Here is a 24,848-nt window from a genome sequence, read left to right on the forward strand (position 1 = left end):
ATTATTGCACCAATGTAGAGCCGCCGCCCAATGCTCGATACAGACGAATCTGACTGATGGATTTTTGCTCTTCTAGTTGTAACAGCTGCTGCTGATTGGTGAATAAGGAGCGTTCGGCATCTAGGACGTTTAGGTAATTATCCACGCCTGCACGAAAGCGAGCATAAGCAATCAGATGAGTCTGTTGTAAATTAGATTGTAGTTTGTAGCCTGATTTTAGCTGATCTTCAATCGTGGCACGACTTGCCAAGACATCTGATACTTCTTTAAAAGCTGTTTGGATAGATTTTTCGTAATCGGTTAAGGCTTGTTGTTCGGCGATTTTTGCTACTTCATAGTTGGCTTGGCGTGCTTTGCCATCAAAGATGGGTAGGTGAATGCTTGGCATGAACGACCAACCAAGGGCAGCAGAGCTAAATAAATTATCAAGGCTAGTTGAGCTATAACCGATATTACTTGCTAAGCGAATGCTTGGAAAATAAACGGCTCTAGCCACACCAATATTTGCTCCTGCGGACTTAAGGCGATGTTCAGCCTGAATGATGTCAGGGCGGTAAGTGAGCAGTTCGCTTGGTAAGCCTGCACTAAAAACGCTTGGGCTTGTCACATTGCCGACAGCGATGACAGGCATAAGCTCGTTTGGAATTGGTGTGCCAACAAGCAGTTGCAGGGCGTTCTTATAGCGTAAGATGGCAGTTTGGGATTGGTATACCGCAAGCCTAGCGTTTTCAAGCGATGATTCAGCTTGTAGGCTTGATGTGCGAGCGTCAATGCCTGCTTCAAAGCGTTTTTTAGTGATGTCAAATGCTTTTTCACGAGTCTTTAGTGTCTCATTGGCTAGGTGCTGCTGAGCTAGGGCATAGCTTAAGTTGACATAAGTTTCTGCAATATTGGCAATAAGCGAAATTTGCACAGCATCTTTGGCAGCGGCTGTGCTTAGATAGTCTTCTAAGGCGGCAGCTTTACTACTGGCAACTTTACCCCATAAATCAATCTCATAGCTTGGCACAGCAAGCCCAACTTGATAAATGGTATGCGGATTTGCATCAGGTGGTGTTACACCGTGATTGGCACTGCTATTTATACCAAGCGTGGGACGGCTGTTTGCGTCGGTGATTTGGTATTTTGCCTTGGCACTTTGAATGGCAAGTACAGCGTTTTTTAGATCTTTATTATGGTGTAAACCAAGTTTAATTAGTGTCTTAAGTTTATCATCTGAATAAAAATCTTGCCAACGCATCGCTGCCACACTCTTGGCATCGCTTTGGGGAGTTTGGTCTAACTCATAACTTTCGTTTGGAAGGTTTGGTCGGATGTTTTGGGGTGTGGTCTTTGGCGGGACACTACACGCCGATACTGCAAGGCTAATGGCAGTCAATGCTAATAAAGGACGAATTGCTTTCATGTAAAATCCTACTACCCCACTTATTTAAAAGTGGGGCTTTTATGGTTTAGTGAGTTGTTGTTACAGGTTTTTCTTTATTTTCTTTATAAGGGAAAATTGACCGCACCCATACATAAAACATTGGGATAAAGAAAATACCTAAGAGTGTGGCAGTAATCACCCCGCCCAGCACGCTTGTACCCACGGCATTTTGACTGCCTGAGCCTGCTCCTGTTGCCATATATAATGGCACAACACCGATGCCAAAAGCAAGCGATGTCATGATGATTGGGCGAAGCCTTTGTCTTCCTGCTTTCATCACTGCTTCTTTTAGGGTGTAACCTGCCTCTTGGAGTTCTTTTGCAACCTCGATGATTAAGATGGCATTTTTAGCGGATAATCCGATAACGGTTAAAAGTCCCACTTGCAAATAGACGTCATTGGCCAGCCCATCAAAGGCGGTAAACAGTACAGCACCTACCACGCCAAGTGGCACAACAAGCATAACAGCAAAAGGTACAGACCAGCTTTCGTATAAGGCAGCCAAGCATAAAAATACCACAAGCATAGAAATGGCATAAAGTATTGGTGCTTGTGAGCCTGATTTTTTCTCTTCTAAAGATAAGCCAGACCACTCATAGCTGATGCCATCAGGCAGCTTGGCAATCATGCTTTCCATTTCTGCCATCGCATCGCCTGTGGATTTGCCAGCGACCGCTGAGCCTGTGATGTTTAGCGATGATAGGCTGTTATATCGTTCAAGCTTAGGTGAGCCGTATTGCCAATGACTACTAGAAAACGCCCCAAAGCCTATCATCTGACCTTCATTATTGCGTACATACCATTTATTAATGTCTTCAGGTACGCTGCGACTTTCAGGTTCACCTTGCATATAAACTCTTTTAATGCGTCCACGGTCAATGAAGTCGTTAACGTAGCGAGACCCCCACGCTTGTGAGATGGTAGCGTTAATGGTGGCAAGATTTAACCCATAGGCGGCAGCTTGCTCTTGGTTAATATCTACTTTAAGTTCAGGTGCGTCTTCTTGACCATTTGGGCGAACTTGGGTAACGACAGTGCTTTGGGCTGCCATACCAAGAAGCATATTGCGAGCCTCAATAAACTCTTCATGGCTTAGATTGCCGACATTTTGTAGTTGCAAGTTAAAGCCGTTTGATTGCCCCATGCCTTGAATGGCAGGTGGTGCTAGGGTAAAGACGTTTGCTTGGTTGTAGCCACCCATAAAGTAGCCCATCGCTTTGCCTGCAATGCTGGCAGCTGTGTTGGCATCACCTGTACGCTCGTCCCAGTCTTTTAGGCGAATAAATGCCATGCCGTTATTTTGACCAGAACCCATAAAGCTAAAGCCTGCAATGGTAAAGACGCTTTCGACGTTATTTTGTTCTTGATTCTCAAAATAGTGCCGCACATCACTCATCACCGCTTGGGTTTGATTAATGGTTGAGCCAGTAGGTAGCTGTACGATAGACATTAGCATGCCTTGGTCTTCTTCGGGTACGAATGAACCGGGTAGTTTATGAAGTGTAAAGCCCATAATACCAACAACCAGTGCATACAGTGCAAGAAAAGCCCAGCGAGCCTTGATTGACTTACCTACAAAAGACTCATAATTGCGACTTGCCTTATCAAAAAAGCGGTTAAACCAACCAAAAAATCCTGTCTGCTGTGACAGTGGTTTTTTGTTATGGCGTTTAAGTAAAGACACGCATAAAGCAGGTGTGAATATGAGTGCCACAAGGGCGGATAGCGTCATGCTGGTGATTAGTGTTACTGCAAATTGACGATAAATCACCCCTGTAGAGCCACCAAAGAAAATCATTGGCACAAACACCACAGATAAAATACAGGCAATACCGATAACAACTTTACCAATCTCTCTCATAGATTGTTTGGTGGCATCCTTGACTGAGATGGTCGGGTTTTCTTCTAAAATACGCTCCACGTTTTCTACAACGATGATGGCATCATCTACCAAAAGACCGATGGCAAGCACCAAGGCAAACATGGTAAGAATGTTAATGCTAAATCCAGCTATCAGCAAAATAGCAAGCGTGCCTAGAATGACCACAGGCACAGCAAGCGTTGGGATTAATGTGGCTCGCCAATTCTGTAAGAACAGTAGCATGACTAAAAATACAAGCACAATCGCTTCAAATAAAGTCATGACCACCTGTTTGATGGATAGTTTCACAAATGGCGTGGTGTCGTATGGCACATTTACCGCCATGCCTTTTGGGAAATTAACCGACAACTCATCCATACGCTGCTGAACGGCTTCTCGTACGCTTAGGGCGTTTGCACCGCTGGCAAGCATGATCGCCATGCCTGAAGCTGCTTTGCCATCATACTCACTGATGAAGTTGTAATTTTCACTGCCAATTTCGACTTTAGCGACATCACGCAGACGTACTTTAGCACCACTGCCATCGGTTTTTAGTAGGATATTATTAAACTCTTCAACTGTTTTTAGATAGCTTTGAACAGTAACGGTGGCGTTAATCACCTGACGATCAGTAGCTGATGGAACTGCAGCAAGCTGACCTGCTGACACTTGAGCGTTTTGGGCGGTAATGGCAGCTGCGACGTCTGATGGCATAAGGCTATAAGCACGTAACTTTTCAGGGTCTAGCCACACTCGCATGGCATAAGATGAGCCAAAGACATTGACGCCACCCACGCCATCAACACGGCTTATCTGATCGACGACACTTGAGTTTAGGTAATCGGCGATATCTGTACGGTCCATAGAGCCGTCTTCTGATGTAAAAGCAAATACTGCTAAAAATCCGCTTGCCGATTTAGAGACAGACACGCCTTGACGCTGGACAGGCTCTGGTAGAGAACTTGTGGCAGCTTGGAGTTTGTTTTGGACTTGCACTTGGGCAGTGTCTGGATCGATGCTGTTATCAAAAGTTAATGTAACAGAAGCTGAGCCTGTTGCTGATGAGCTAGATGACATATACTGTAAGCCATCAAGCCCTTTCATCTGTTGCTCAATAACTTGGGTCACTGAGTTTTCAACTGTTTGAGCGTCTGCTCCTGGATAGACGGCATTCACACTGACTGTGGTTGGGGCAATCTTTGGGTATTGTTCTACAGGTAGCGAGCGAGTAGATAATAGACCCACTAACATGATAAGCATTGCCAGCACCCAAGCGAAAATAGGGCGTTCAATAAAAAATTTTGACATGACGGCTATACCTTATTGAGTCACTTTGGCATCAGCATTTGCTTGAGCTACATTTGGCTGAGAAGCGGTATCTGACACATAAGGAGCTGTTTTTACGTCTTGTCCTGGCTTAACTTTAGCACCACCTAACACGACGACTTGATCTTTTGATACAAGCCCCTCAGAGATTACCCATTGACCTTCGTAAGTGCCTGCCACCTGAACAGGTCGCACTTCAATTTTATTGGCATTATTAACCACATAGACTTGGGTGTCGCCTTTGGGTGAGCGAATTAAGGCACTTTGGGGGATAAGAGTCGCATTATCGATGACTGCTTGCGCCACTCGAGCATTGACATACATACCAGGCAATAAAATGTCGTCAGGATTTGGGAATACGGCACGAATGGTAACTGAGCCTGTTGATTCATCAACAGTGGCATCTAGTAAGGCAAGCTGACCTAAAATTGGATAAACTGTACCGTCTTCTAGTACAATCTGCACCTCTAGGCTACCTTGGGACGCTGTGCCTTCAGAAAGCTGCTGACGTAAGCGAAGTAGTTCTGAGCTTGATTGGCTGATGTCCACATAGACCATATCAGTGCGAGAGATGGTGGCCAGTGCTTTTGCTTGGTTGGCAGAGACTAAAGCCCCATTAGTGGCAGCAGAAATGCCAATTTTCCCTGATATAGGAGCTCTAACAATCGTGCGACTTAGATCAAGCTGACTGGCATTTAATCCAGCCTTGGCACTGCCGATGGCAGCTTCTGCACTGTTAATGCCAGCTGCAGCTTGATTGGCGGTGGCTTGTGCAGCCTGTAGTTTTGCTTGAGCGGTATTTACAGCTGTAACTGCTTGATCGTACGCCTGCTGAGAGATGGCATCTACTTCAACAAGTCCAGATAGTCGCTGTAAATCTGCTTGAGCTTGATCAAGAGCTGCCTTTTGAACGGCGATATTAGCCTTAGCATTGGCATAGGCGGCACGAGCGTTTTGGGCGGTAGCTTGGGCATTGGCAACGGCAGCTTGACCTGAAATCACAGCACTTTTATAGCTGTCAGTGTTAATGCGATAAAGCGGCTGACCTTTTTTAACATAGCTGCCTTCACGAAACAGTACTTCATCAATAATGCCTGTGACCTGCGGACGAACTTCTGAGACAGCGACAGCATTCACTCGCCCAGAGAATTCTTTGATGACAGGTAAAGACTGTAATTTTACAGTTTGGACATTGACAGTTGCAACAGGCATCTGCTGAGCGACAGATTGCTTAGCATCATTTGGCTTATCGCAAGCTGTCAGAGCCACGCCTGCCATAATAGCAGTAATGATGGCAATGTATAAGTTTGATTTCATAAACTTTCCTTAGGATAAAGAAAAGTCTTAGAATTTTATTCTTAATGAGTTGTCATTATAAATGAAATTCTAAAACTACGAGTATTGTCTAAAAAGACATAACTGTGATTGGTTTACATCAGTAAACTTTCTCATTATACGCTAAAATCGTACAGAAAACCTTATAAAATATAGCGATAAATGAAAATAAATTCTTTGACATTTGCTAAAAAGTGTGTGCAAAGCAAGTCTAATTTTATGTGATTTATCGGTGTTATTGTGGTGAATTTACACCATTTTTATACCACGGATAAAATTTTTTATAAAATTTGTAAAATTTTACTTGCGTTTTTTAAAATCTTTGGTATTATAACAAACCACAAAGGCTGGGTGGCAGAGTGGTCATGCAGCGGACTGCAACTCCGTGTACGCCGGTTCGATTCCGACCTCAGCCTCCAAAAGTTGCTAACAGCAATATGCCCGGGTGGTGAAATTGGTAGACACAAGGGATTTAAAATCCCTCGCTCTTTGAGCGTGCCGGTTCAAGTCCGGCCCCGGGCACCATATTATAGACAAAACCCTTGAAGTTGATAACTTTAAGGGTTTTTGTTATTAACCAAACAGATTTATCCTGACAATTACCAGATTTATGACGACACAGACTTTTATATTGAGCGATGAAAAACAAACCGAGCAATTTGCCAAATGTCTAGCGGAGTTAAACCCTACAGGCTTTATCCGCTTGTCTGGTGATTTGGGTGCAGGAAAGACCACATTAACCCGCCATCTGCTTAGAGCCTTAGGTCATAAAGGCAGTGTAAAAAGCCCTACCTTTACGTTGGTTGAGCCCTATCAGATTACTCAGCCAAATGGCGAGCTAAAGTCAGTTTATCACGCTGATCTTTATCGTTTAAATGACCCTGAAGAGCTCGATTTTATTGGGTTTTTTGAATACTTTGATGAGCCTAATGTGTTGGTTATTATTGAGTGGGCAAGCCGTGCCGAAACCTTATTACCAAAGCCTGATTTAACAATCAAGATTAAGCAGCTAAAAAACGACTGTCGTAGTGTTACCGTCACTAGCCCTAATGATACAATCAACTTAGCCCACCTAAACTTAACCGACCTAAATGTCTGATAATGCCAAGCCTAAACCATAAAAATCTACCAGATAACACCGTGCTATCACTCATTGCACCGACTGCCAGCGGTAAGACGGATTTGGCGTGCAAGCTGTATGATACAGGGCGGTTTGAGCTGATCTCGGTAGACTCTGCTTTAATCTATCGAGATATGAACATCGGTACAGCCAAGCCCACAGATGCAGAGTTGGCACAATTTCCCCATCATTTGGTGGATATTATTGACCCTACCGAAGTATATAATGTGGCAAATTTCGTCACAGATGTAAAATCACTGATTGAACAAATTCATAACAAGGGCAAGATTCCGCTGCTTGTTGGTGGGACGATGATGTATTATATGGCATTGTTTGATGGTCTATCTGCTGTGCCTGATACTGATCCTAAGATACGCCAAAAAGTGGCCAATTGGCTTTACAATCAGGGGATTGATGAGCTATACGCTTATCTACAAAAGCACGACCCTAAGATTTGTAATAAACTAAAAATTACCGACACCCAGCGTATCACAAGAGCGGTGGAAGTGCATTTGCAAACTGATGTAGCTATGAGTGTATGGCAGACGACGCCTAAGCAGGCATTATGCCACGACACATCAAAGCAGTGGATTGGGCTGTCTGTCTGTCCTGATAGGGCGTGGCTGCATGATAGGATTGCCCTAAGACTTGATATGATGTGGCAGGCAGGTTTTATTGATGAAGTCATTGGATTAATTCGTCAATACCCCACCTTAACGCCAACCATGCCATCTATGCGATGCGTTGGCTATCGACAGGTGTTAGAGTTCTTGGCGGTTATAGGGCATGATGCGATGATGATAAATGACCAAATGGCACGCCTAAGTAGCGACCTACAAAAAAATAACAAAATTTTAGAAAATTTACCAAAAAATCACCCAAAATCCAACCAAAATTTCGTTGATTTGGCTTGTCAAGACATGAAAAATAAGGCATTATATGCAACAAGGCAGTTAGCAAAACGCCAGTCCACTTGGCAACGCCAACTTCAACGCCTTAATTTTAATAATACAAACGTAAAAATTACATCATTTGACAGCATACAACAATTAAAAAATTGTTTATTTTAAAAGCCTATTTTAAGAGTAAAATAGTGGCATTGTGTGCTTTTGGAGAAAATTATGTCAAAAGGGCAAAGTTTACAAGACCCATTTTTAAATGCGCTGCGTAAAGATCGTATTCCTGTTTCTATTTTTTTGGTGAACGGCATTAAGTTGCAAGGGCAGATTGAATCTTTTGATCAATATGTGGTGCTGTTAAGAAACACCGTAAGCCAGATGGTCTATAAGCATGCCATCTCAACGGTTGTGCCGACACGCAATCCACGCACTGATGGTATTTCGTCTGGCTCGTCTAATAACACCTTTCCCAGCACGCCAAGCTACCCAAGCTCAGGTGGGTTTGACCGCCAAAACGTTGGGTTTGGTAACACAGGTTCGGTCGTGCGTGGTGGCTTTACTCGCACACCACCGCAGAATGCTGGGTTTGACCGCCAAAATAGCGGATTTGATCGCCACAGCTACCCGCAGGGCGGTGGGTTTGGTACACGTCAAACTGATTATGACCGTACTTCAGAAAGCTTTGGCAGGGGCTTTGATCGCTCAAGCTATGAAGAGCGTGGCTTTGATGGCAAGGGTTTTGAGCGAAATGACTCAAAGAGTTTTAATGCTGAGGATGGGTTTAAAGACGACCCAAATTACCGCAATACTCACTAATACATTACAAGCCTTTACCCGTTATTTATCAAAAAGCTCACTTGGTGGGCTTTTTTATTAAGCAGGTTATTAAGTAAGTTGCCCTTTTTGTTCGGTGATGTGCTTGTTGTCAATGCGATGATGCGGTAATTGTATCTTTAAGCCTATAAACTGTGATATGATAAATCATTTATTTTAGACATGTAAATAACCAATCATGAACACTATTTACGATATGGCCGATAAAGCAACCAAAGACTGTGATTTTATCCATATTGGCAAGCAAGCCATCACAACCGAACTTAAGGCTCTTCAGATTTTACTAAATGAGATTGACGAGCGGTTCGTGCAGGCGTGTCAAGCGATATTGGCATGTCATGGACGAGTGGTGATAACAGGCATGGGTAAGTCTGGACATATTGGACGAAAGATGGCAGCGACTTTTGCCAGCACAGGCACGGCTGCGTTTTTTATGCATCCAGGCGAGGCAGGTCATGGCGACTTAGGCATGCTAAAAACTGGCGATGTACTCATTGCGATTTCTAACTCTGGCGAGTCTGATGAGATTCGTACACTGTTACCTGTAGTGAAGCATTTTAATATTCCGCTGATTAGTATCAGCCGTGATAAACGTGGCTTTTTGCCAAAATCAGCGGATATCGCCTTAACCTTAGGTAACTCTGAAGAGGCTTGCCCGCTTGGGCTAGCACCCACGTCTTCTACCACAGCAACTTTGGCATTAGGCGATGCGTTGGCAGTGGCTTTGCTTGAGGCACGCAATTTTACGAGCAGTGATTTTGCCCTAAGCCATCCAGCGGGTGCGTTAGGGCGTAAACTCTTAACTTGCGTCCAAGATTTAATGCACACTGAGAATCTCCCCATTGTTCGCCAACAGACGACATTAAATGATACGTTGCTTACGATGACGACAGGAAGATTGGGACTTGCTATCGTGCTTAATGATGATGATAAAGTTGTGGGAATCTTTACCGATGGTGATTTACGTCGTAAACTTAGTCAAAATGTCGCACTGACTACATCAATTGGTGAACTAATGACTAGAACACCAAAAAGCACTCACCAAAGCATGCGTGCTTCTGACGCACTGACTTTAATGAACGAGCATAATATCAGCCAGCTACTTGTGTTAGACAAAGGCTCTCTTGTGGGTGTGATTGGCATTCATGATTTAATTCAAGCGGGGGTTTCGTAGCGATGAATGAAAATATCCTAAAAAAAGCACAAAAAATTAAGCTATTTGCAATGGATGTGGACGGTATTTTATCTGATGGTAAAATCATTTATAATGCTGAAGGTGTGGAGACGAAGGCATTTTATGTGCAAGATGGCGTGGGTCTAAAGGCATTGCAAGGCATCGGAGTGGAACTTGCGATTATCACAGGCAGACGATCTGCTATGGTAGAGCGTCGTGCAAGTGAGCTTGGTATTAGCCATGTCATCCAAGGGCGAGATGATAAGTTTACCGCATTATCAAAGCTTGCCTGCAACTTAGGTGTTAACTTGGATGAGTGTGCTTATATGGGGGACGACTTGCCTGATCTAAAGGCGGTTCGTGAGGCTGGGCTTGGCATTAGTGTCCCAAATGGCTGTGCCGAAACTCAGGCTGTGGCAGATTTTATAACCGTGCGATATGGCGGTGATGGTGCGGTGCGTGAGGCGTGTGAGCTGATTTTGCAGGCTCGTGGTGAATTTGATGCATTTATTGCACAATTTTTGTAGGAATTGGCAATGAAAATGCGTTTTTTATTCATATTAGGTGCTGTCATTTTGGCATTAGCGACTTGGTTTTTTTATCAAGAAGATGTGGAAGTAAAGCCAGCATTACCATCAACGCCTGATGTGACTTCTGAAGTATCACAAATTCAAGCCATTCAGACTAATCCCAAGACAGGAAAGGTAGAATACACGCTTACTGCCCAGTCGCTTGTCCAAAATGCCGATGGCAAAGACATGATGGCAGATGTGGTAATGGATTGGCAGCCGTCGGATTTAGCTCATTATGGCTTAACCGCCAAGCGTGCAACTTTAGATCAGACGACAGGGGATTTATATCTGATTGGTGGATTTACACTGACAAAAGATGCGACCGATACTGCCCCAAAGATGGTCATCCAAGGTGACAAGATGGTTGGTAACACCAAAAGCCGTACTGTTCAAAGCGATCAGCCTATCACAGTTGAGCAGGGTTTTGACAGCTTTAAAGCACAGGGGTTTACGGCAGATTTAGACACAGGTGAATACCAATTTCATCACATTGAGATGTGGTATCAGCCTGCTGGTCGCTAAATGGTTTTAAGGTATTGAATATGAAGATTGTATTAAATTACATGAAAAAGTTAAGCGGTATTGCCATAGGACTTGCCTTGTCTATCGTGGCGAATGCTTTACCTTCTGATAGTAAAGAGCCGATCAGACTGCTGGCAGATAAGGCAACTTATACCGCCAGTACAGGCGTGACAACCTACTCAGGCAATGTCACCATCACCCAAGGCACGCTAAAGATGAATGCGGATAATCTGACGCTAAATTTAGCCAAAGATCGCAGCATTCAGACTGTCGTGGCGACAGGACGACCTGCTACGTTACAGCAAGTTATCACTGCTGACAAGGGCTTGGCAAAAGGTCGGGCAAGTAAGATAGATTATGACACCGCCACAGGTATTATTACGCTATCAGGTAATGCTAAGCTCACACAAGCGGGTGCAAGTTTTGCAGGTAACACCATCCGCTATAATTTAGCAAAAGGCGATGTAGAAGCAAATGCAGGTGGCGGACAGCGAGTAGAGCTGGTTTTTCCACCAAGTTCTTAACAGTTGAATAGTTTAAGGTAGTACATGACAAAGATAATACCGACAACCACCCCTAAGATGACACTGAGTATGAGCCATCTTGGCAAGCGTTATGGTCAGCGTTGGGTGGTGACTGATGTGTCATTTGAGATTGACGCAGGTCAGGTCGTGGGTATTTTAGGGCCAAATGGAGCAGGTAAGACGACCAGCTTTTATATGGTGGTGGGGCTTGTGCCTATGGATCGTGGTCAAGTTAAGCTTGGTGATACAGATTTGTCCAAAAAAGCCATGCATGAGCGAGCTAAAGCAGGCATTGGCTATTTACCCCAAGAGGCTTCGATATTTCGCAAGCTTTCCATTCAAGATAATATTATGGCGATATTACAAACTCGCCACGACTTAAATAAAGATGAGCAAAAAGCTGAGCTAGAAAAGCTGATGAGTGAATTTCATCTAGGGCGTGTGCGACATTCTCTTGGTATGAGTGTCTCAGGTGGCGAACGTCGCCGCTGTGAGATTGCAAGATGTTTGGCAAGTAACCCGAAGTTTATTTTGCTTGATGAGCCTTTTGCAGGTGTAGATCCCATTTCAGTTGGTGATATTAAAGAAGTGATTACCACCCTTAAAAATCGTGGGATTGGCGTTCTTATTACCGACCATAATGTGCGTGAGACTCTGTCAATTTGTGAAAAAGCGTACATCGTATCTGAAGGGCGGATTATCGCACAAGGCACTCCACAAGCCATTTTGGATGATGAGTTGGTCCAAAAAGTATATCTTGGCAAGGATTTTACCGTTTAGATAAGACTGTGATTGCTTTGCAAGGTTATGCTGGGGTGACAGATGAATGCCTGTAATTGCTATTTATAAAATAAAAATCCCCAAACTTGGTTTGGGGATTTTTAGGGTGTTAGGCTTGAATGTCTTGCAATAGCTTTTGGTTATGATCTTTAAGAGTCTTAGGCATACGCTCACCAAGCTTATCAAACAGCTCTTTATGACTATTTAGCTCATCTATCCATTGGTTTTTATCTTGGGAGGTGACAAGGTCAAATTGAGCCTTGCTAAAATCGCTATTCGTCCAGTTTAGATCATCATAGGTTGGCACAAGACCGATGGGTGTTCTAACAGCGTTAGCACGGTCTTCACAGCGGTTAATAATCCACTCAAGCACACGCATATTTTGCCCAAATCCTGGCCAGACAAAGTCACCATTCTCGTCACGACGGAACCAGTTCACTTTGAACATTTTTGGCATTTTGGTGCCATGCTCGCTCGTTAGTTTTTCTAACTTTTCACCCATCTCAAGCCAGTGGCTAAAATAATCTGCCATGTTATAGCCTGAAAAAGGCAACATCGCAAATGGGTCACGGCGTACCACGCCTTGGGCACCTGTGGCGGCGGCAGTGGTTTCAGAACCCATCGTGGCGGCTTTATATACACCATCTACCCAGTCAAAAGCTTCAGAGATTAAAGGCACAGTGTCGGCACGGCGACCGCCAAAGATGAATGCGGAGATTGGCACGCCTTCTGGGTTTTCCCAGTTAGGGTCAATCGATGGACATTGGGCAGCTGACACGGTAAAACGGGCATTTGGATGGGAGGCTTTTTCGCGACCGTCGTGTTTTTCGCCTTTCCAGTTAATTAGGTTATCAGGCGTTTCTTTGGTTTTGCCTTCCCACCATACTTCACCATCTTCGGTAACTGCTACGTTTGTGTAAATGACGTCTTGGGCAAGTGATGCCATGCAGTTGGAGTTGGTTTTGGTATTTGTGCCGGGAGCAACGCCAAAAAAGCCTGCTTCTGGGTTGATGGCATATAGTCGTCCATCTTCTGATGGCTTAATCCAAGCAATGTCATCGCCTACAGTTTCCACTTTCCAGCCTTCATAGCCTGCTGGTGGAATAAGCATGGCAAAATTGGTCTTACCACACGCTGATGGGAAAGCTGCAGCGATGTAGTGTTTTTCGCCCTTAGGGTTGGTTACGCCAAGGATAAGCATATGCTCGGCAAGCCAGCCTTGCTCACGCCCCATGACTGATGCGATACGCAGTGCCAAGCATTTTTTACCAAGCAGGGCGTTACCACCATAGCCTGAGCCATATGACCAAATCTCACGACTTTCAGGAAAATGCACGATGTATTTATCATCATTACATGGCCATGCTACGTCTTTTTCGCCATCAGCTAGGGGTCTGCCAACCGAATGCACGCAAGGTACAAACTTGCCATCTGCACCAAGTACGTCATAAACTGCCTTGCCCATGCGAGCCATCTTACGCATACTGACCACGACATAAGGGCTGTCGGTAATTTCAATGCCAATGTGAGCAATATGACTACCTAAAGGACCCATAGAAAATGGCACGACATACATGGTGCGTCCAGCCATACAGCCATCAAACAGGCTATTTAACTTGGTACGCATTTGAGCAGGTTCTTGCCAGTTGTTAGTCGCCCCTGCGTCAATCTCACGCTCACTACAGATAAAAGTGCGGTCTTCTACACGAGCCACATCTGATGGGTCAGAGCTTGCCAGATAAGAGTTAGGGTGTTTTTCATCGTTTAGCTTAATCATCGTACCATTATCAATCATTAAGTTGATAAGGCGATTATATTCTTCATCTGAGCCGTCGCACCATTCGATTTTTGCTGGCTTGGTAAGCTTGGCGATGTCATTAACCCAGTTAATTAGGGATTGGTGGCGAACGAAGTTAGGAGCAGCAACTTGAGCAGTCATGATAAATCTCGGTTGATATTTAAAGATGGTATTAAATTATTTGTAATAACATCACAATATAGCAGGCTATGTAATGTAGTAATTTGTTACAAGTTGCCCTATTAAATCATATTTTTAGCAAAATGATAAGCTTTATTTATAAAATGAATGGTGGTATTTTTTATTTTTATAAATAATGTTATTATCTATATCCTTGTAATGTATGGCATTGGATGCCAGTGATTTAAACACTTTTGGATTAATAATTTGAAAACCTTTGCAGATACATAAAATCATATCAAGGGTGTAGGAAAAATTTTGGTCGCAAGCTAAGCGTTTTATTAAAAAAAATACTTACGTATTAACAAGAAAAACTTCCATTTTTACCCAAAGAGTGTGAGTTTCGTTTTAATTATGATACACCATTTTCTAATCAGCCATAGTGCTTAGAAAATGGGGTGGGGTTTAGGCCAATCTAGTACAGCCCTTGAAACAATATTTGTGCATGAGATTTATGCGAATAATATTTTATAGGTGGTTTTGGTTAATTGTTTTACATAGCAACAACCATTGATATAGTAACAACCATTGGCAAAACGTGTTATAATTGCTCTATTTTTACAAGTAGACTGTTAAAAGAACAATTGCAGATACAAGATATTTTACCCATCTTTTTAGAAAATTAAAGGAGTATTATGAAAATTTTACACGTTCTATTAACACGTCTTGCCATTCCGCCTAAAGATTATGGCGGTACAGAGCGAGTGATCTGGGCATTGGCGGTGGCACAACGTGAGATGGGGCATGAAGTGCGTTTTTTGACCAAAGCCAACCCTAACAACAACCCAGATGTACAACTGTATGACAAATCCAAACCTATTCACGAACAAATAGACGACTGGGCGGACGTGGTGCATTTTCATTGGCCCTACGACGGCGAGCTACACAAGCCCTATATTTGCACCGAGCATAGCAATGCCGAGCTTGCCAAAGAATATCCGATTAATACCGTTTTTTTGTCGAGTAAACACGCCGAAAATCACGGAGCGACTTGCTATGTCCACAATGGCTTGTATTGGGCGGATTATAGTGAGCCGAATTTAACCAATCCAAAAGATTATGTGCATTTTTTGGCAAAGGCGGCGTGGCGTGTTAAAAATTTGCAAGGCACGGTAGAAATTACCAAGCGAGCAGGCAAACGCTTAGAAGTCATCGGCGGTAAGCGGTTTAATTTTTCTCGCAATCCGTACTTTTATTTTTCGTCCGATATTGGTTTTAATGGTATGGTTGGCGGCCTTACCAAAGACAAACTCATAAAAAACTCCAAAGGCTTGGTTTTTCCTGTGCTATGGCATGAGCCGTTTGGATTGGCGATTATTGAAAGTATGTATTTGGGTTGTCCTGTGTTTGCTTCGCCATTTGGTTCGTTGCCTGATATTATTAGCCATGATGGATTGGGCATATTGTCGGACAGCTATACTAAGCTTAGTGAAGCGCTCAAAGACGTGGATAAGTACGACCGCAGACTATGCCATGAACACGCCAAAACGCATTTTGGGCATGAAGCCATGGGGAGAGCTTATCAAGTATGCTATGAAAAAGTCATCGCAGGCGAAACCCTAAACCCCACACGCCCCAAGTCATTTGGCAATGTGAAAGCACTTTTGCAGATGAGAGATTGATTATTCAAACTTAACAATTTCACCCCAAAGTTTTAGCCTTGTCTTATTGGATAAGGCTTTTAATTCTCTGATGATTTTTTGAGATAATGTGCGTTTGGGTTTGATAAACTGATGATTTTTGCGATGGCTTTCCAAATCACTATTTAAAGCCAAATTACCTTGTTTACAAACAACTTCTTGAATGCAAAGAGCGGGGGTTAATTGTAATACATTTTTACTTTTTATAATTTGATTAAATAAAATATCATCAATGGTGGTGATTTTTTCCTGTTTCTGAATTAGACTGAGCAACTCTATAATACACTGTTTAGAAATAACATAAGCACCTGTACCATAATGAAAGGTGTTTAAGGTGCAAAGTTTTCTGTCATGTATCTTAGTTGGATTTGATAAATGTACGGGCGTTAAAACTGTTTCTAATTTTATCGCATCAAAATTTTTTGGCAACCAATCATAAGTATTTAAAAAAACTGCTGAATTTTCACCAAGATAAACATCATCTTCAAAAATGGTAATATTATCCCAATTATTATCTATTGCTTTTTGCCACAAACACAGATGGCTTAATAAACAACCAATTTCACCAGAAGATAGGTCGGTTTTATTAAGATCAATGCCAAATTTTATAGAGATTTCATTAATTTGACTTGGTGTAATCGCATCAAAAAATTCAAAATCAATGCCTTGTTTGCCAAATTCACGGCTGATATGATTTCTGCGGTCGCAAGCATTAGTTAGGCTAATGACGTAATTTTTCATGGCTTATTTTCCATTGTTTGATGATTTAATTCCCATAAAATCAGATATTTATTAAAGGTATAACTGGCAGATGCACCAGCGTGTAATACGCCATAAGCCCCACCCAACACACCACCCCGAATTATATATTCTCTTAAAAAAGAAAAAATGGCACGTGCTATAATACTACCAAATCCTACTTTTTTGCCATAATTAAATTTATCTCTTGCCCAATCATTGCTATATCGGATATTTTTTTGGACAAAATGAACAAAGTTATCATTGGTAAGATGGATTAAATAACCATTTAATTTTTGGATATTGGCATTTTTGCTATCTAGCGACTCATGAACTTCCAGATTATTGTATTGATAGTCATCATTTGCATAAAGACGAGCTAAATTATCAGCATACCAAAAGCGTTTAATAACCTCCACGCCGCAAAAAAGATTGACTCTAGGCAAGGCAAAAACTGTTTGTTTTTGTACAGGTTTATTTAATACAGCAATAATTGCTTGACGTAATGTGTGCCCCAATCTTTCGTCAGCATCCAATACCAAAATATAATCACTTGTGGCATAGACTTGGGCGATTTGACGTTGTTTGCCAAAGCCTTGCCAATCGGTATTCACAAACCATTTCGCCCCGAATTCATCGGCAATTTGGCGAGTATTATCCATGCTACCGCTGTCCAAAATGATAATTTCGTCCACTAAATCATGCACAGTATTTAGGCACGCCCTTAAATGCTTACCTTCATTTTTGCAAATCATCACAAGCGATAGCGTGGATTTTTTTTGAGATAAATTAACGGGTGTTAACTTTTTGGTAAATTCTACTGATTGTAAAAATGTCTTTTCGGCTTGATTATTATCCAAATCATACAGGCATGCATATTTATTAAACGTATATTGAGCAAATAAGCACGAATAAATAAAACCATATCTGCCTTGTAAAAATCGCCCATCAATTAGATACTGACGAAAAAACTGCCAAATTGGATTGGCGATGATTTTAAAAAGATTAGATTTTTTGCCCTTGGCGTGCTTTTCATCCGCCCACGTCTTGGCATAGGACAGGCGTTTTTTGAGTAAAAAGTCAAGATTAGGTGCGGTGTGGTGGTGCAAAAATCCTGCCAAACTTTGGGTTTTAGCGCCACTGACATCTAACGACTCATGCACTAAAAGACTATTAAAGTTAAATCGTTTTGGAAATAACCGCCAATAGGACTTTACACCCCATAACGCATTATCAATTTGATGCCCAAAGATAAAATCCAAGCGTTTTAAGCCATAAACGGTGTTGCTTGGTTTGGTTTTAATAACTTCTAAGATGCTCTGTTTTAGTGTGGGTGTCACTTCTTCATCAGCGTCCAATGCCAAAATCCAATCGCCTGTGGCATAACTTTGGGCAAGCTTGCGCTGTTTGCCAAAACCTTGCCAATCGGTATTGACATACCATCTTGCCCCAAACGCTTCAGCAATCTTACGACTGTTATCGGTGCTACCACTATCTAAGATAATTATCTCATCTGCCAAATCATAAATGGCAGGCAAACAGATAGCAAGATTGTCTGCTTCATTTTTGACAATCATGACAACTGACAAGCGATAGGGTTTTGGTATGTCTTTTGGGTTAGATGGCATAAAATTCCTAAGTTTATATTATATTGTATATTTTATGTAAAAAACATTTTAGGTTATTTATAAAGCGATATCAAGCAAAAGAGTAATAAGGAGATGATTATCGGTAAAATTACCAAATTAATTTTCCCCAAAATCTGTAAAAATCGTGTATCATTGCATTATTTTGATAGTAAAATTCTAAGGAAGTAGCTATGAGTGAACACACCAACTTAAACACATCAAAAATCCAAGAATTACGCTGTGAAATAGACAGTATTGATGAGCAAATCCAGCGACTGATTAATCAGCGTGCCTTGATTGCTCAATCGGTCGCTCAAGCAAAAAAACACCACGAAAACCACCCAATCTTTTATCGTCCTGAGCGTGAGGCGCAAGTGCTAAAGCAGGTCATGGCTCGTAACACAGGACCGCTAAGTGGTGAGAAAATGGCACGCTTATTTCGTGAAATTATGTCGGTGTGTCTTGAGCTTGAAGCTCCCCAAAAAGTGGCATTCTTAGGTCCTGTGGGGACATTTACGCACGCTGCTGCTTTAAAGCATTTTGGTAAAGCTGCAACCACTGTGCCTATGTCCACCATCACCGATGTATTTCGTGAAGTGGAGGCAGGCAGTGCTATGTATGGTGTTGTTCCTGTTGAGAACTCTTCTGAGGGTGTTGTTAATCATACTTTAGATGGTTTTTTAGGCTCTAATCTAAAGATTATTGGCGAGGTTGAGTTGCCAATCCATCATAATTTTTTGGTGGCAGAGCATACTAAGGTGGATAGTCTAAGCCGTATTTATAGCCATCAGCAATCGCTTGCCCAATGTCGTCATTGGCTTGATGTGAACTTCCCAAATGTCGAACGTGTGGCAGTATCTTCAAATGGCGAAGCCGCTCGTAGACTGCAAAGTGAATGGCATTCAGCGGCAATCGCAGGTGATGTAGCAGTGGCAGAGTATGGGCTACATAAGCTGTATGAGAACATCGAAGATAACCCAAGCAACACCACAAGATTTCTGATTATTGGGCGTGAGGATGTTGAGCCATCAGGTCAAGATAAGACTTCTATTTTAGTCTCCAGTCCAGACAGAGCAGGGGTTTTGATTGAGATTTTAGAGCCGTTAAAGCGTCACGGCGTATCTATGACCAGTATTGAAACACGCCCTGAGCGTCCAAATAAGTGGGCGTATGTGTTCTTTATTGACATGAATGGGCATATTAAAGATGAGAATGTAGCGACAGCTCTTAAAGAGATTCGCCCACTTGTTAAGGATTTAAGAGTGTTAGGTTCTTATCCAAAAGCAGTTTTATAACCGAGTCTAGGTTTATGACACAAGACAACCATTCTAAGCAGTTACAGCTTAACTTGTGCGTGATTGGACTTGGGCTAATCGGAGCAAGCTTTGCCCAAAGCCTAAAAAATCACAGCCTAAAGCACGCTGATAAGTCGCCCATTGCTAAGATTACAGCAGTAGATGCAGACGCTAATAGCATTCGTGATGGCATTGCCCATGGATTATTAAGCTTGGGCAGTACTAGCGTTTATGAAGGTGTGGCTGGTGCAGATGTGATTATCATTGCTGTGCCAGTAAAAGCTGTGCCTGATGTATTGACCAAGATTAATCAAGCCATAAATGATGGTAAGCTAAGATCAGACTGTATCATTAGTGATGTATCTAGCACCAAGATGAGCATACTTGCTGCTGCAAAAGCGGTATTTGGTGCTATTCCAGCAACTTTCGTTCCTGCTCACCCCATTGCAGGAGCTGAAAATTCTGGATTTTTAGCTCGTAATGCAGACTTGTTTAGATATCATAAGGTTATCATCTGCCCGCATGATGAAGTTGATGCCAATGCCGTGCAGGTGGTTAAATCATTATGGCAGATAACAGGTGCTGATGTCATACAGATGGATGCTAAACGCCATGATGATGTGCTTGCTTATACCAGTCATTTACCCCACCTATTGGCATTTAGCTTAACCCATCAGATGGCAAGCCATGATGATAATCTGGATATTTTTCGTTATGCAGCAGGCGGGTTTAGAGATTTTAGTCGCATTGCAGCAAGCTCGCCTATCATGTGGCATGATATTTTTTTGGCAAATAAAGACGCGTTGCTTGATGCTTTGGATAAATACCAATCGCAACTGCGTGATTTTCAAGAGATGATTGAGCATGAAGATTCTGCTCGGTTACTCCAGTGCTTAGATACCGCACGCCAAGCTCGTAGGCATTTTGGGCATATGCTTGCCAAAAAAACACAGCCCACTGCACAAAAATCAAATTCTTCTTTAGATAAACGCATAGGATATGACATGAATAATCAAAGCTACTATATCAGCCCAAGACAGAACATCAGTGGCACAATTAGTGTTCCGGGTGATAAATCTATCTCACACCGCTGCATTATGCTAGGGTCGCTTGCTGATGGTGTGAGTTGTGTCAGCGGATTTTTGGAGGGCGAGGATGCACTTGCCACTTTACAAGCCTTTCGTGATATGGGTGTAAAGATTGAGCGTAAGGGTGATAAAATTATCATTCATGGCGTGGGAATTGACGGACTAAAGCCTGCTAACAACCCACTATATATGGGAAATTCTGGCACGAGTATGCGACTGCTGGCAGGGATATTGTCCGCCCAAGCCTTTGATAGTGTGATGACAGGCGATGTCAGCTTATCAAAACGTCCTATGGAGAGAGTGGCGACACCACTAAGACAGATGGGGGCGGTCATTCAGACCACAGGCGACCGTGGTACAGCACCGATTTCTATCACAGGCAATCAAACCCTGCAAGGTATTAATTACACCTTGCCAGTTGCGTCCGCCCAAATCAAATCTTGCCTTATTTTGGCAAGCCTATGGGCGAATGGCACAACCACCATCACCGAGCCTGAGATTAGCCGAGACCATACCGAGCGAATGCTTGGGGCATTTGGCTACCCTATCCATAAAGACGGCAATACCATCAGCATCACAGGTGGTGGGCGACTAACTGCCACAGATATTGTCGTGCCAGCGGACATATCGTCTGCGGCGTTTTTTATGGTGCTAGGTGCGATTGGTGGTGGGGAAGGATTGACGATTAACAAAGTTGGCATGAATCCGACACGCACAGGCGTGATTGATATTTTAAAGCTGATGAGAGCAGACATTAGCATCAGTAATGAGAAGCTGATTGGTGGCGAGCCGATTGCTGATATTACGGTGCGTCCATCTGACTTGCACGGGATTGATATTCCAGAGCACCTTGTGCCACTTGCTATTGATGAATTTCCTGTGCTGTTTGTGGCGGCAAGCTGTGCTATTGGCACAACCAAGCTGACAGGGGCAAAAGAGCTTAGGGTCAAAGAATCTGACCGCATACAGGTGATGGCAGACGGACTTACGACACTTGGTATTGACTGCACGGTGTTAGATGATGGTATTATCATTTATGGTAAGGGCGTGGCAGGCGAGCGAAATGCCGTATTTGGTGGCGGTGAAATTGAAAGCCATCATGATCACCGTATTGCCATGAGCTTTGCGGTGGCAAGCAGTCGTGCCAGTGATGAGATTGTCATACATGGCACGCAGACGGTGGCGACAAGTTTCCCGAATTTTGCTCAATTGGCAAATAGTGTGGGGCTTGCCATTAGTGTTAAATAACGTGTTTAACCCTTTTTAGGGATTGATTGTTGAGTGCTTTAGTGTGTCAAAACAAGCCATTACCACGACGCCACAAGGTCTGATGACCGCCTTAGCAGCGTTTTTAATTTGGGGGAATTTTCCTTTTTATTTTAAGCTATTGCATGAGTATGATGCCGTTGAGATTATTGTGCATCGAGTGGTTTGGACCTTTGTGCTTCTTGTCTTTGTGATGGTAATTGGACGGCGACGTTTATGGATTGATGAGATTATTAAAAATCCCAAGCAGCTTGGCTTGACATTCTTAGCAGCTTTGCTTATCGCCACCAACTGGCTGGTCTATGTGTGGGCGGTCACTCATGATAAGGTGCTTGAGGCAAGCCTTGGGTACTTTATCAACCCTTTGATGGGCGTGCTATTATCCATGGTGCTGTTTAAGGAACGCTTAAGAGTACTCCAAAAAATTGCTGTTTTATTGGTTGCGATTGCAGTCGGTATACAGGTGGTGATTTTTGGTGGTTTGCCTTGGGTGAGTCTGCTGCTTGCATTGTCTTTTGTGTTTTATGGGGCAATTCAAAGGCAAACTCCGTTTAATGCCATAGATGGGCTTTTCTTAGAAACCTTGCTGTTATTGCCCATCTGTATTTTTTGGCTCGTGCAGTCTGATACAGTAAGCTCAAATCTTAATTTTTGGCTATCAAGCGATATTTTATTGCTGATGTTTGCAGGCCCTATTACCTTGCTGCCACTACTGTTATATAATAAATCTACTAAGATGGTGAGATTTAATACGCTAAGCTTTATGGGGTATTCAACGCCCAGCATTGTATTTGCTTTGGCGGTGTTTTATTATCACGAGCCTTTTGATTTGCATAGTCTTGTGATATTTGGTTTGATTTGGGCGGGTTTGGCTATTTTTAGTGTTGATGTGGCGAAAAATCGCTGATTTAAGTATTTAAAAAGTGGGGATTTAGATGAATGATGTGGTATTTATCCAAGGATTGAAAGTTCAGACTGTCATCGGTGTATATGATTGGGAGCGTGCCATTAAGCAGCTTTTGATGATTGATGCGAAGCTAACTTGTGATATGACTCAGGCGGCACAGACTGATGATGTGGCTTATGCCATTGATTATCAGGCGGTGTGTGCAGATATTGAGCAGATTTGCCATGACACTAAGGCAAAGCTGCTTGAGTATTTAGCAGATCAAATTTGCGATGTATTACTACAAAGTTATCCTTGTGATAGTATCACCTTAACCATCCATAAACCTAACGCCATCACTGCTGCAGACAGCGTGGGTGTGCAGATTACTCGCCAAAAACCACACGCATAACTATCCATACTATAAAATGATACACTCTAGTGCGACAGTTCAGATTGATGGATTTTGCGACTTGCCAAAAGACGCCTTGGTGAGCGATGTTATCTTATCGCTTGGTAGTAATGCTGACAGCGTGCGAGCGTTTTATATTGCAAAACAAGCATTAGATCAGCTTGGTGAGTTGATGATGTCTGATCGTATTATTGGTAAGGATTTTACAGGCAAGACTGATAAGATTTATCATAACGCATGTGCGTCTTTACGATGTCATAACCCTGCCAGTATTGTGCAATTATCCCAAAATTTTAAGCAAATAGAAAGATTATGCGGTCGCAGTGCGGATAATACAATCAAGCAATATGTACCGATGGATTTAGATATTTTAGCAGTACGCATTAATAAGTGCTGGTATATCCATACCAAAAGACTACCCCTTAAGGCACACGAAAGAGCAGGGCTATCGCAAGTTGCACAGTGGCTACTTAGCTATTGATTTAGCTACTGATAGAAGTTCTTGCCATCAGCTTGTGTCTTAAATCGACGGTGAAACCACATCCACTGGGCGATGTTTTTATTGATATTAGCTTCAAACAAGTCGTTAATCCGCTGAGCATCAGCTATCTCATCACTGCTTGGGTAATGATCTAGCGCAGGCGATAGGGTGATGTGATAATGTGGGCGTTTGCCTTTTGGGAGATGGTCTGGCGTCTGGCGAAACATATCCATGACAATCACAGCAGGCGGATTAGTCTTATCACCGAGTCTAGCCAGTCGTCTTTGGGCGGTGATGGTTGCAGCTGGCACGCCAAAAAACGTCGCCATCACGCCATGCTCAAGCCCAAAATCTTGATCAGGACTGTACCAAATCACTTTACCCAGCTTAATGCGACCGATGAGTTTTTTCATGTTACGGCTTTGGATTTGCTCATCAAAAATATGCCGTCTGCCATTATAAATAAACCATTCTAATAGAGCATTATTTTGCTTGCGATACACACAATCAGCAGCAAAAAACTGCGTACAAAGTCTACCGCCAAGATCTAATGTGGTGAAGTGTCCGCCCAATAAGATAACTGCTTTGCCTTCGTTTTGAGCATTGATAAGATGTTGTAAACCTGCAATGCTAAATGTGCGTTTAAAGACATTGGGGCGAAACCATGCACACAGCGTCTCAAAGATACCAATGCCTTGATTGACAAATACTTGTTTAGCAATCAGTAATTTTTCGCTATCAGACTTATCTGGAAAAGCAAGACTAAGATTGGTCAGCGTGTCTTTAACACGACGTTTGGCAAGCATAAATGCCAATCTGCCAATCTGACGCCCAAGCCAAAACTGCACTCGAAGTGGTAAGTAAATCAGTGGTAAAAATATACCAAACCCAAGCCAAATCCCCCAGTATTGTGGAGCTAAAAACGCCCAGCTAAAAGGGGCTTTATCTGCCATCTGTGTTTGCTTATGAGTGGCTGTCAGATCAGGCATGGCTTTTGGGTTAATCTGTGAACTGCTTGGCTTATCGGGGGCTTTTGTCTGACAGCAAGGTCTTTTATTCATGG

The 24,848-nt window shown here is 42.8% G+C and carries 21 protein-coding genes and 2 tRNA genes; 16 read left to right on the forward strand and 7 right to left on the reverse strand.

Annotated features, from left to right (window positions below; genetic code table 11):
- Window position 1: 1 nt before the first annotated feature.
- From LU293_RS08640 to LU293_RS08650, 3 genes are read right to left on the reverse strand one after another with little or no spacing between them, the layout of a single operon-like run.
- Window positions 2-1,405 carry an efflux transporter outer membrane subunit gene (locus tag LU293_RS08640; protein WP_242747355.1) on the reverse strand — a complete coding sequence of 468 codons (1,404 nt, stop codon included), beginning with the start codon at window positions 1,403-1,405 and terminating at the stop codon, window positions 2-4.
- 46 nt (window positions 1,406-1,451) lie between these two features.
- Window positions 1,452-4,595 (reverse strand): efflux RND transporter permease subunit, encoded by a 3,144-nt coding sequence (locus LU293_RS08645; RefSeq protein WP_242747356.1) that lies wholly within the window; start codon window positions 4,593-4,595, stop codon window positions 1,452-1,454.
- Window positions 4,596-4,607: 12 nt separating this feature from the next.
- The gene (locus tag LU293_RS08650; RefSeq protein ID WP_242747357.1) at window positions 4,608-5,930 is read right to left on the reverse strand and encodes an efflux RND transporter periplasmic adaptor subunit; all 1,323 of its coding nucleotides are present in this window, start codon (window positions 5,928-5,930) and stop codon (window positions 4,608-4,610) included.
- A 363-nt stretch (window positions 5,931-6,293) separates the two neighbouring features.
- Here LU293_RS08650 and LU293_RS08655 point away from each other — a divergent pair.
- From LU293_RS08655 to lptB, 10 genes are all read left to right on the forward strand, one after another.
- Window positions 6,294-6,367 (forward strand) — tRNA-Cys (locus LU293_RS08655).
- 20 nt (window positions 6,368-6,387) lie between these two features.
- A tRNA-Leu gene (locus LU293_RS08660) sits at window positions 6,388-6,473 on the forward strand.
- Between the two features lie 85 nt (window positions 6,474-6,558).
- Window positions 6,559-7,047 carry a tRNA (adenosine(37)-N6)-threonylcarbamoyltransferase complex ATPase subunit type 1 TsaE gene (gene tsaE / locus LU293_RS08665; protein WP_242747358.1) on the forward strand — a complete coding sequence of 163 codons (489 nt, stop codon included), beginning with the start codon at window positions 6,559-6,561 and terminating at the stop codon, window positions 7,045-7,047.
- Between the two features lie 2 nt (window positions 7,048-7,049).
- Complete coding sequence (gene miaA, locus LU293_RS08670; protein ID WP_242747359.1) at window positions 7,050-8,138, forward strand: tRNA (adenosine(37)-N6)-dimethylallyltransferase MiaA; 1,089 nt, start codon at window positions 7,050-7,052, stop codon at window positions 8,136-8,138.
- A gap of 51 nt (window positions 8,139-8,189) precedes the next feature.
- The gene (gene hfq, locus LU293_RS08675; protein ID WP_242747360.1) at window positions 8,190-8,783 is read left to right on the forward strand and encodes an RNA chaperone Hfq; all 594 of its coding nucleotides are present in this window, start codon (window positions 8,190-8,192) and stop codon (window positions 8,781-8,783) included.
- A gap of 214 nt (window positions 8,784-8,997) precedes the next feature.
- Window positions 8,998-9,975: a KpsF/GutQ family sugar-phosphate isomerase gene (locus LU293_RS08680; protein WP_242749756.1), complete on the forward strand. Its 978-nt coding sequence runs from the start codon at window positions 8,998-9,000 to the stop codon at window positions 9,973-9,975.
- Window positions 9,976-9,977: 2 nt separating this feature from the next.
- Window positions 9,978-10,502 (forward strand): KdsC family phosphatase, encoded by a 525-nt coding sequence (locus tag LU293_RS08685; protein ID WP_242747361.1) that lies wholly within the window; start codon window positions 9,978-9,980, stop codon window positions 10,500-10,502.
- A 9-nt stretch (window positions 10,503-10,511) separates the two neighbouring features.
- Window positions 10,512-11,069 carry an LPS export ABC transporter periplasmic protein LptC gene (gene lptC / locus LU293_RS08690; protein WP_242747363.1) on the forward strand — a complete coding sequence of 186 codons (558 nt, stop codon included), beginning with the start codon at window positions 10,512-10,514 and terminating at the stop codon, window positions 11,067-11,069.
- A 41-nt stretch (window positions 11,070-11,110) separates the two neighbouring features.
- Window positions 11,111-11,593 (forward strand): lipopolysaccharide transport periplasmic protein LptA, encoded by a 483-nt coding sequence (gene lptA, locus LU293_RS08695; RefSeq protein ID WP_375540368.1) that lies wholly within the window; start codon window positions 11,111-11,113, stop codon window positions 11,591-11,593.
- A gap of 24 nt (window positions 11,594-11,617) precedes the next feature.
- Complete coding sequence (lptB, locus tag LU293_RS08700; protein WP_375540332.1) at window positions 11,618-12,373, forward strand: LPS export ABC transporter ATP-binding protein; 756 nt, start codon at window positions 11,618-11,620, stop codon at window positions 12,371-12,373.
- A gap of 109 nt (window positions 12,374-12,482) precedes the next feature.
- On the opposite strand, the gene LU293_RS08705 is transcribed toward lptB, so the two are convergent.
- A complete protein-coding gene (locus LU293_RS08705) occupies window positions 12,483-14,312 on the reverse strand; it encodes a phosphoenolpyruvate carboxykinase (GTP) (RefSeq protein WP_242747367.1) in 1,830 nt (609 codons plus the stop codon).
- A gap of 674 nt (window positions 14,313-14,986) precedes the next feature.
- Between LU293_RS08705 and LU293_RS08710 the strand changes: the two genes are divergently transcribed.
- Window positions 14,987-15,973, forward strand: coding sequence for a glycosyltransferase family 4 protein (locus tag LU293_RS08710; RefSeq protein ID WP_242747369.1), 987 nt, complete (start codon window positions 14,987-14,989; stop codon window positions 15,971-15,973).
- Here the strand turns inward: LU293_RS08710 and LU293_RS08715 are convergent, their stop codons facing one another.
- Both LU293_RS08715 and LU293_RS08720 read right to left on the reverse strand, forming a co-directional pair.
- Window positions 15,974-16,732, reverse strand: a complete 759-nt coding sequence (locus tag LU293_RS08715) for a glycosyltransferase family 25 protein (protein ID WP_242747371.1) — start codon at window positions 16,730-16,732, stop codon at window positions 15,974-15,976.
- Window positions 16,729-18,357: a glycosyltransferase family 2 protein gene (locus tag LU293_RS08720; RefSeq protein ID WP_242747372.1), complete on the reverse strand. Its 1,629-nt coding sequence runs from the start codon at window positions 18,355-18,357 to the stop codon at window positions 16,729-16,731. Before LU293_RS08720 ends, LU293_RS08715 begins: the two co-directional genes overlap by 4 nt.
- Before the next feature lie 191 nt (window positions 18,358-18,548).
- Here LU293_RS08720 and pheA point away from each other — a divergent pair, with 191 nt between their 5' ends.
- From pheA to LU293_RS08745, 5 genes are all read left to right on the forward strand, one after another.
- Complete coding sequence (gene pheA, locus LU293_RS08725) at window positions 18,549-19,652, forward strand: prephenate dehydratase (RefSeq protein ID WP_242747373.1); 1,104 nt, start codon at window positions 18,549-18,551, stop codon at window positions 19,650-19,652.
- A gap of 14 nt (window positions 19,653-19,666) precedes the next feature.
- Window positions 19,667-21,988, forward strand: a complete 2,322-nt coding sequence (locus LU293_RS08730) for a bifunctional prephenate dehydrogenase/3-phosphoshikimate 1-carboxyvinyltransferase (RefSeq protein WP_242747374.1) — start codon at window positions 19,667-19,669, stop codon at window positions 21,986-21,988.
- An 82-nt stretch (window positions 21,989-22,070) separates the two neighbouring features.
- Window positions 22,071-22,913 carry an EamA family transporter RarD gene (gene rarD, locus LU293_RS08735; RefSeq protein WP_242749760.1) on the forward strand — a complete coding sequence of 281 codons (843 nt, stop codon included), beginning with the start codon at window positions 22,071-22,073 and terminating at the stop codon, window positions 22,911-22,913.
- 28 nt (window positions 22,914-22,941) lie between these two features.
- Window positions 22,942-23,304: a dihydroneopterin aldolase gene (gene folB / locus LU293_RS08740; protein WP_242747375.1), complete on the forward strand. Its 363-nt coding sequence runs from the start codon at window positions 22,942-22,944 to the stop codon at window positions 23,302-23,304.
- A gap of 16 nt (window positions 23,305-23,320) precedes the next feature.
- Window positions 23,321-23,785, forward strand: coding sequence for a 2-amino-4-hydroxy-6-hydroxymethyldihydropteridine diphosphokinase (locus tag LU293_RS08745; RefSeq protein WP_242747376.1), 465 nt, complete (start codon window positions 23,321-23,323; stop codon window positions 23,783-23,785).
- Window positions 23,786-23,790: 5 nt separating this feature from the next.
- Here the strand turns inward: LU293_RS08745 and LU293_RS08750 are convergent, their stop codons facing one another.
- Window positions 23,791-24,846: an LpxL/LpxP family acyltransferase gene (locus tag LU293_RS08750; protein WP_242747377.1), complete on the reverse strand. Its 1,056-nt coding sequence runs from the start codon at window positions 24,844-24,846 to the stop codon at window positions 23,791-23,793.
- Window positions 24,847-24,848: the final 2 nt, after the last annotated feature.

This window comes from Moraxella nasovis, from assembly GCF_022701215.1.
In the GTDB taxonomy this organism is placed as follows: Bacteria; Pseudomonadota; Gammaproteobacteria; order Pseudomonadales; family Moraxellaceae; genus Moraxella; species Moraxella nasovis.

What these genes read in the sequence shown, in the direction of transcription:
- hfq (WP_242747360.1), top strand. Translation starts at nt 8,190, where the DNA reads ATGTCAAAAGGGCAAAGTTTACAAGACCCATTTTTAAATGCGCTGCGT.
- LU293_RS08710 (WP_242747369.1), top strand. Translation starts at nt 14,987, where the DNA reads ATGAAAATTTTACACGTTCTATTAACACGTCTTGCCATTCCGCCTAAA.
- LU293_RS08680 (WP_242749756.1), top strand. Translation starts at nt 8,998, where the DNA reads ATGGCCGATAAAGCAACCAAAGACTGTGATTTTATCCATATTGGCAAG.
- lptC (WP_242747363.1), top strand. Translation starts at nt 10,512, where the DNA reads ATGAAAATGCGTTTTTTATTCATATTAGGTGCTGTCATTTTGGCATTA.
- LU293_RS08650 (WP_242747357.1), bottom strand. Translation starts at nt 5,930, where the DNA reads ATGAAATCAAACTTATACATTGCCATCATTACTGCTATTATGGCAGGC.
- LU293_RS08730 (WP_242747374.1), top strand. Translation starts at nt 19,667, where the DNA reads ATGACACAAGACAACCATTCTAAGCAGTTACAGCTTAACTTGTGCGTG.
- pheA (WP_242747373.1), top strand. Translation starts at nt 18,549, where the DNA reads ATGAGTGAACACACCAACTTAAACACATCAAAAATCCAAGAATTACGC.
- LU293_RS08640 (WP_242747355.1), bottom strand. Translation starts at nt 1,405, where the DNA reads ATGAAAGCAATTCGTCCTTTATTAGCATTGACTGCCATTAGCCTTGCA.
- lptB (WP_375540332.1), top strand. Translation starts at nt 11,618, where the DNA reads ATGACAAAGATAATACCGACAACCACCCCTAAGATGACACTGAGTATG.
- LU293_RS08750 (WP_242747377.1), bottom strand. Translation starts at nt 24,846, where the DNA reads ATGAATAAAAGACCTTGCTGTCAGACAAAAGCCCCCGATAAGCCAAGC.
- LU293_RS08645 (WP_242747356.1), bottom strand. Translation starts at nt 4,595, where the DNA reads ATGTCAAAATTTTTTATTGAACGCCCTATTTTCGCTTGGGTGCTGGCA.
- folB (WP_242747375.1), top strand. Translation starts at nt 22,942, where the DNA reads ATGAATGATGTGGTATTTATCCAAGGATTGAAAGTTCAGACTGTCATC.
- LU293_RS08745 (WP_242747376.1), top strand. Translation starts at nt 23,321, where the DNA reads ATGATACACTCTAGTGCGACAGTTCAGATTGATGGATTTTGCGACTTG.
- LU293_RS08715 (WP_242747371.1), bottom strand. Translation starts at nt 16,732, where the DNA reads ATGAAAAATTACGTCATTAGCCTAACTAATGCTTGCGACCGCAGAAAT.
- LU293_RS08720 (WP_242747372.1), bottom strand. Translation starts at nt 18,357, where the DNA reads ATGCCATCTAACCCAAAAGACATACCAAAACCCTATCGCTTGTCAGTT.
- LU293_RS08705 (WP_242747367.1), bottom strand. Translation starts at nt 14,312, where the DNA reads ATGACTGCTCAAGTTGCTGCTCCTAACTTCGTTCGCCACCAATCCCTA.
- miaA (WP_242747359.1), top strand. Translation starts at nt 7,050, where the DNA reads ATGCCAAGCCTAAACCATAAAAATCTACCAGATAACACCGTGCTATCA.
- tsaE (WP_242747358.1), top strand. Translation starts at nt 6,559, where the DNA reads ATGACGACACAGACTTTTATATTGAGCGATGAAAAACAAACCGAGCAA.
- rarD (WP_242749760.1), top strand. Translation starts at nt 22,071, where the DNA reads ATGACCGCCTTAGCAGCGTTTTTAATTTGGGGGAATTTTCCTTTTTAT.
- LU293_RS08685 (WP_242747361.1), top strand. Translation starts at nt 9,978, where the DNA reads ATGAATGAAAATATCCTAAAAAAAGCACAAAAAATTAAGCTATTTGCA.
- lptA (WP_375540368.1), top strand. Translation starts at nt 11,111, where the DNA reads ATGAAAAAGTTAAGCGGTATTGCCATAGGACTTGCCTTGTCTATCGTG.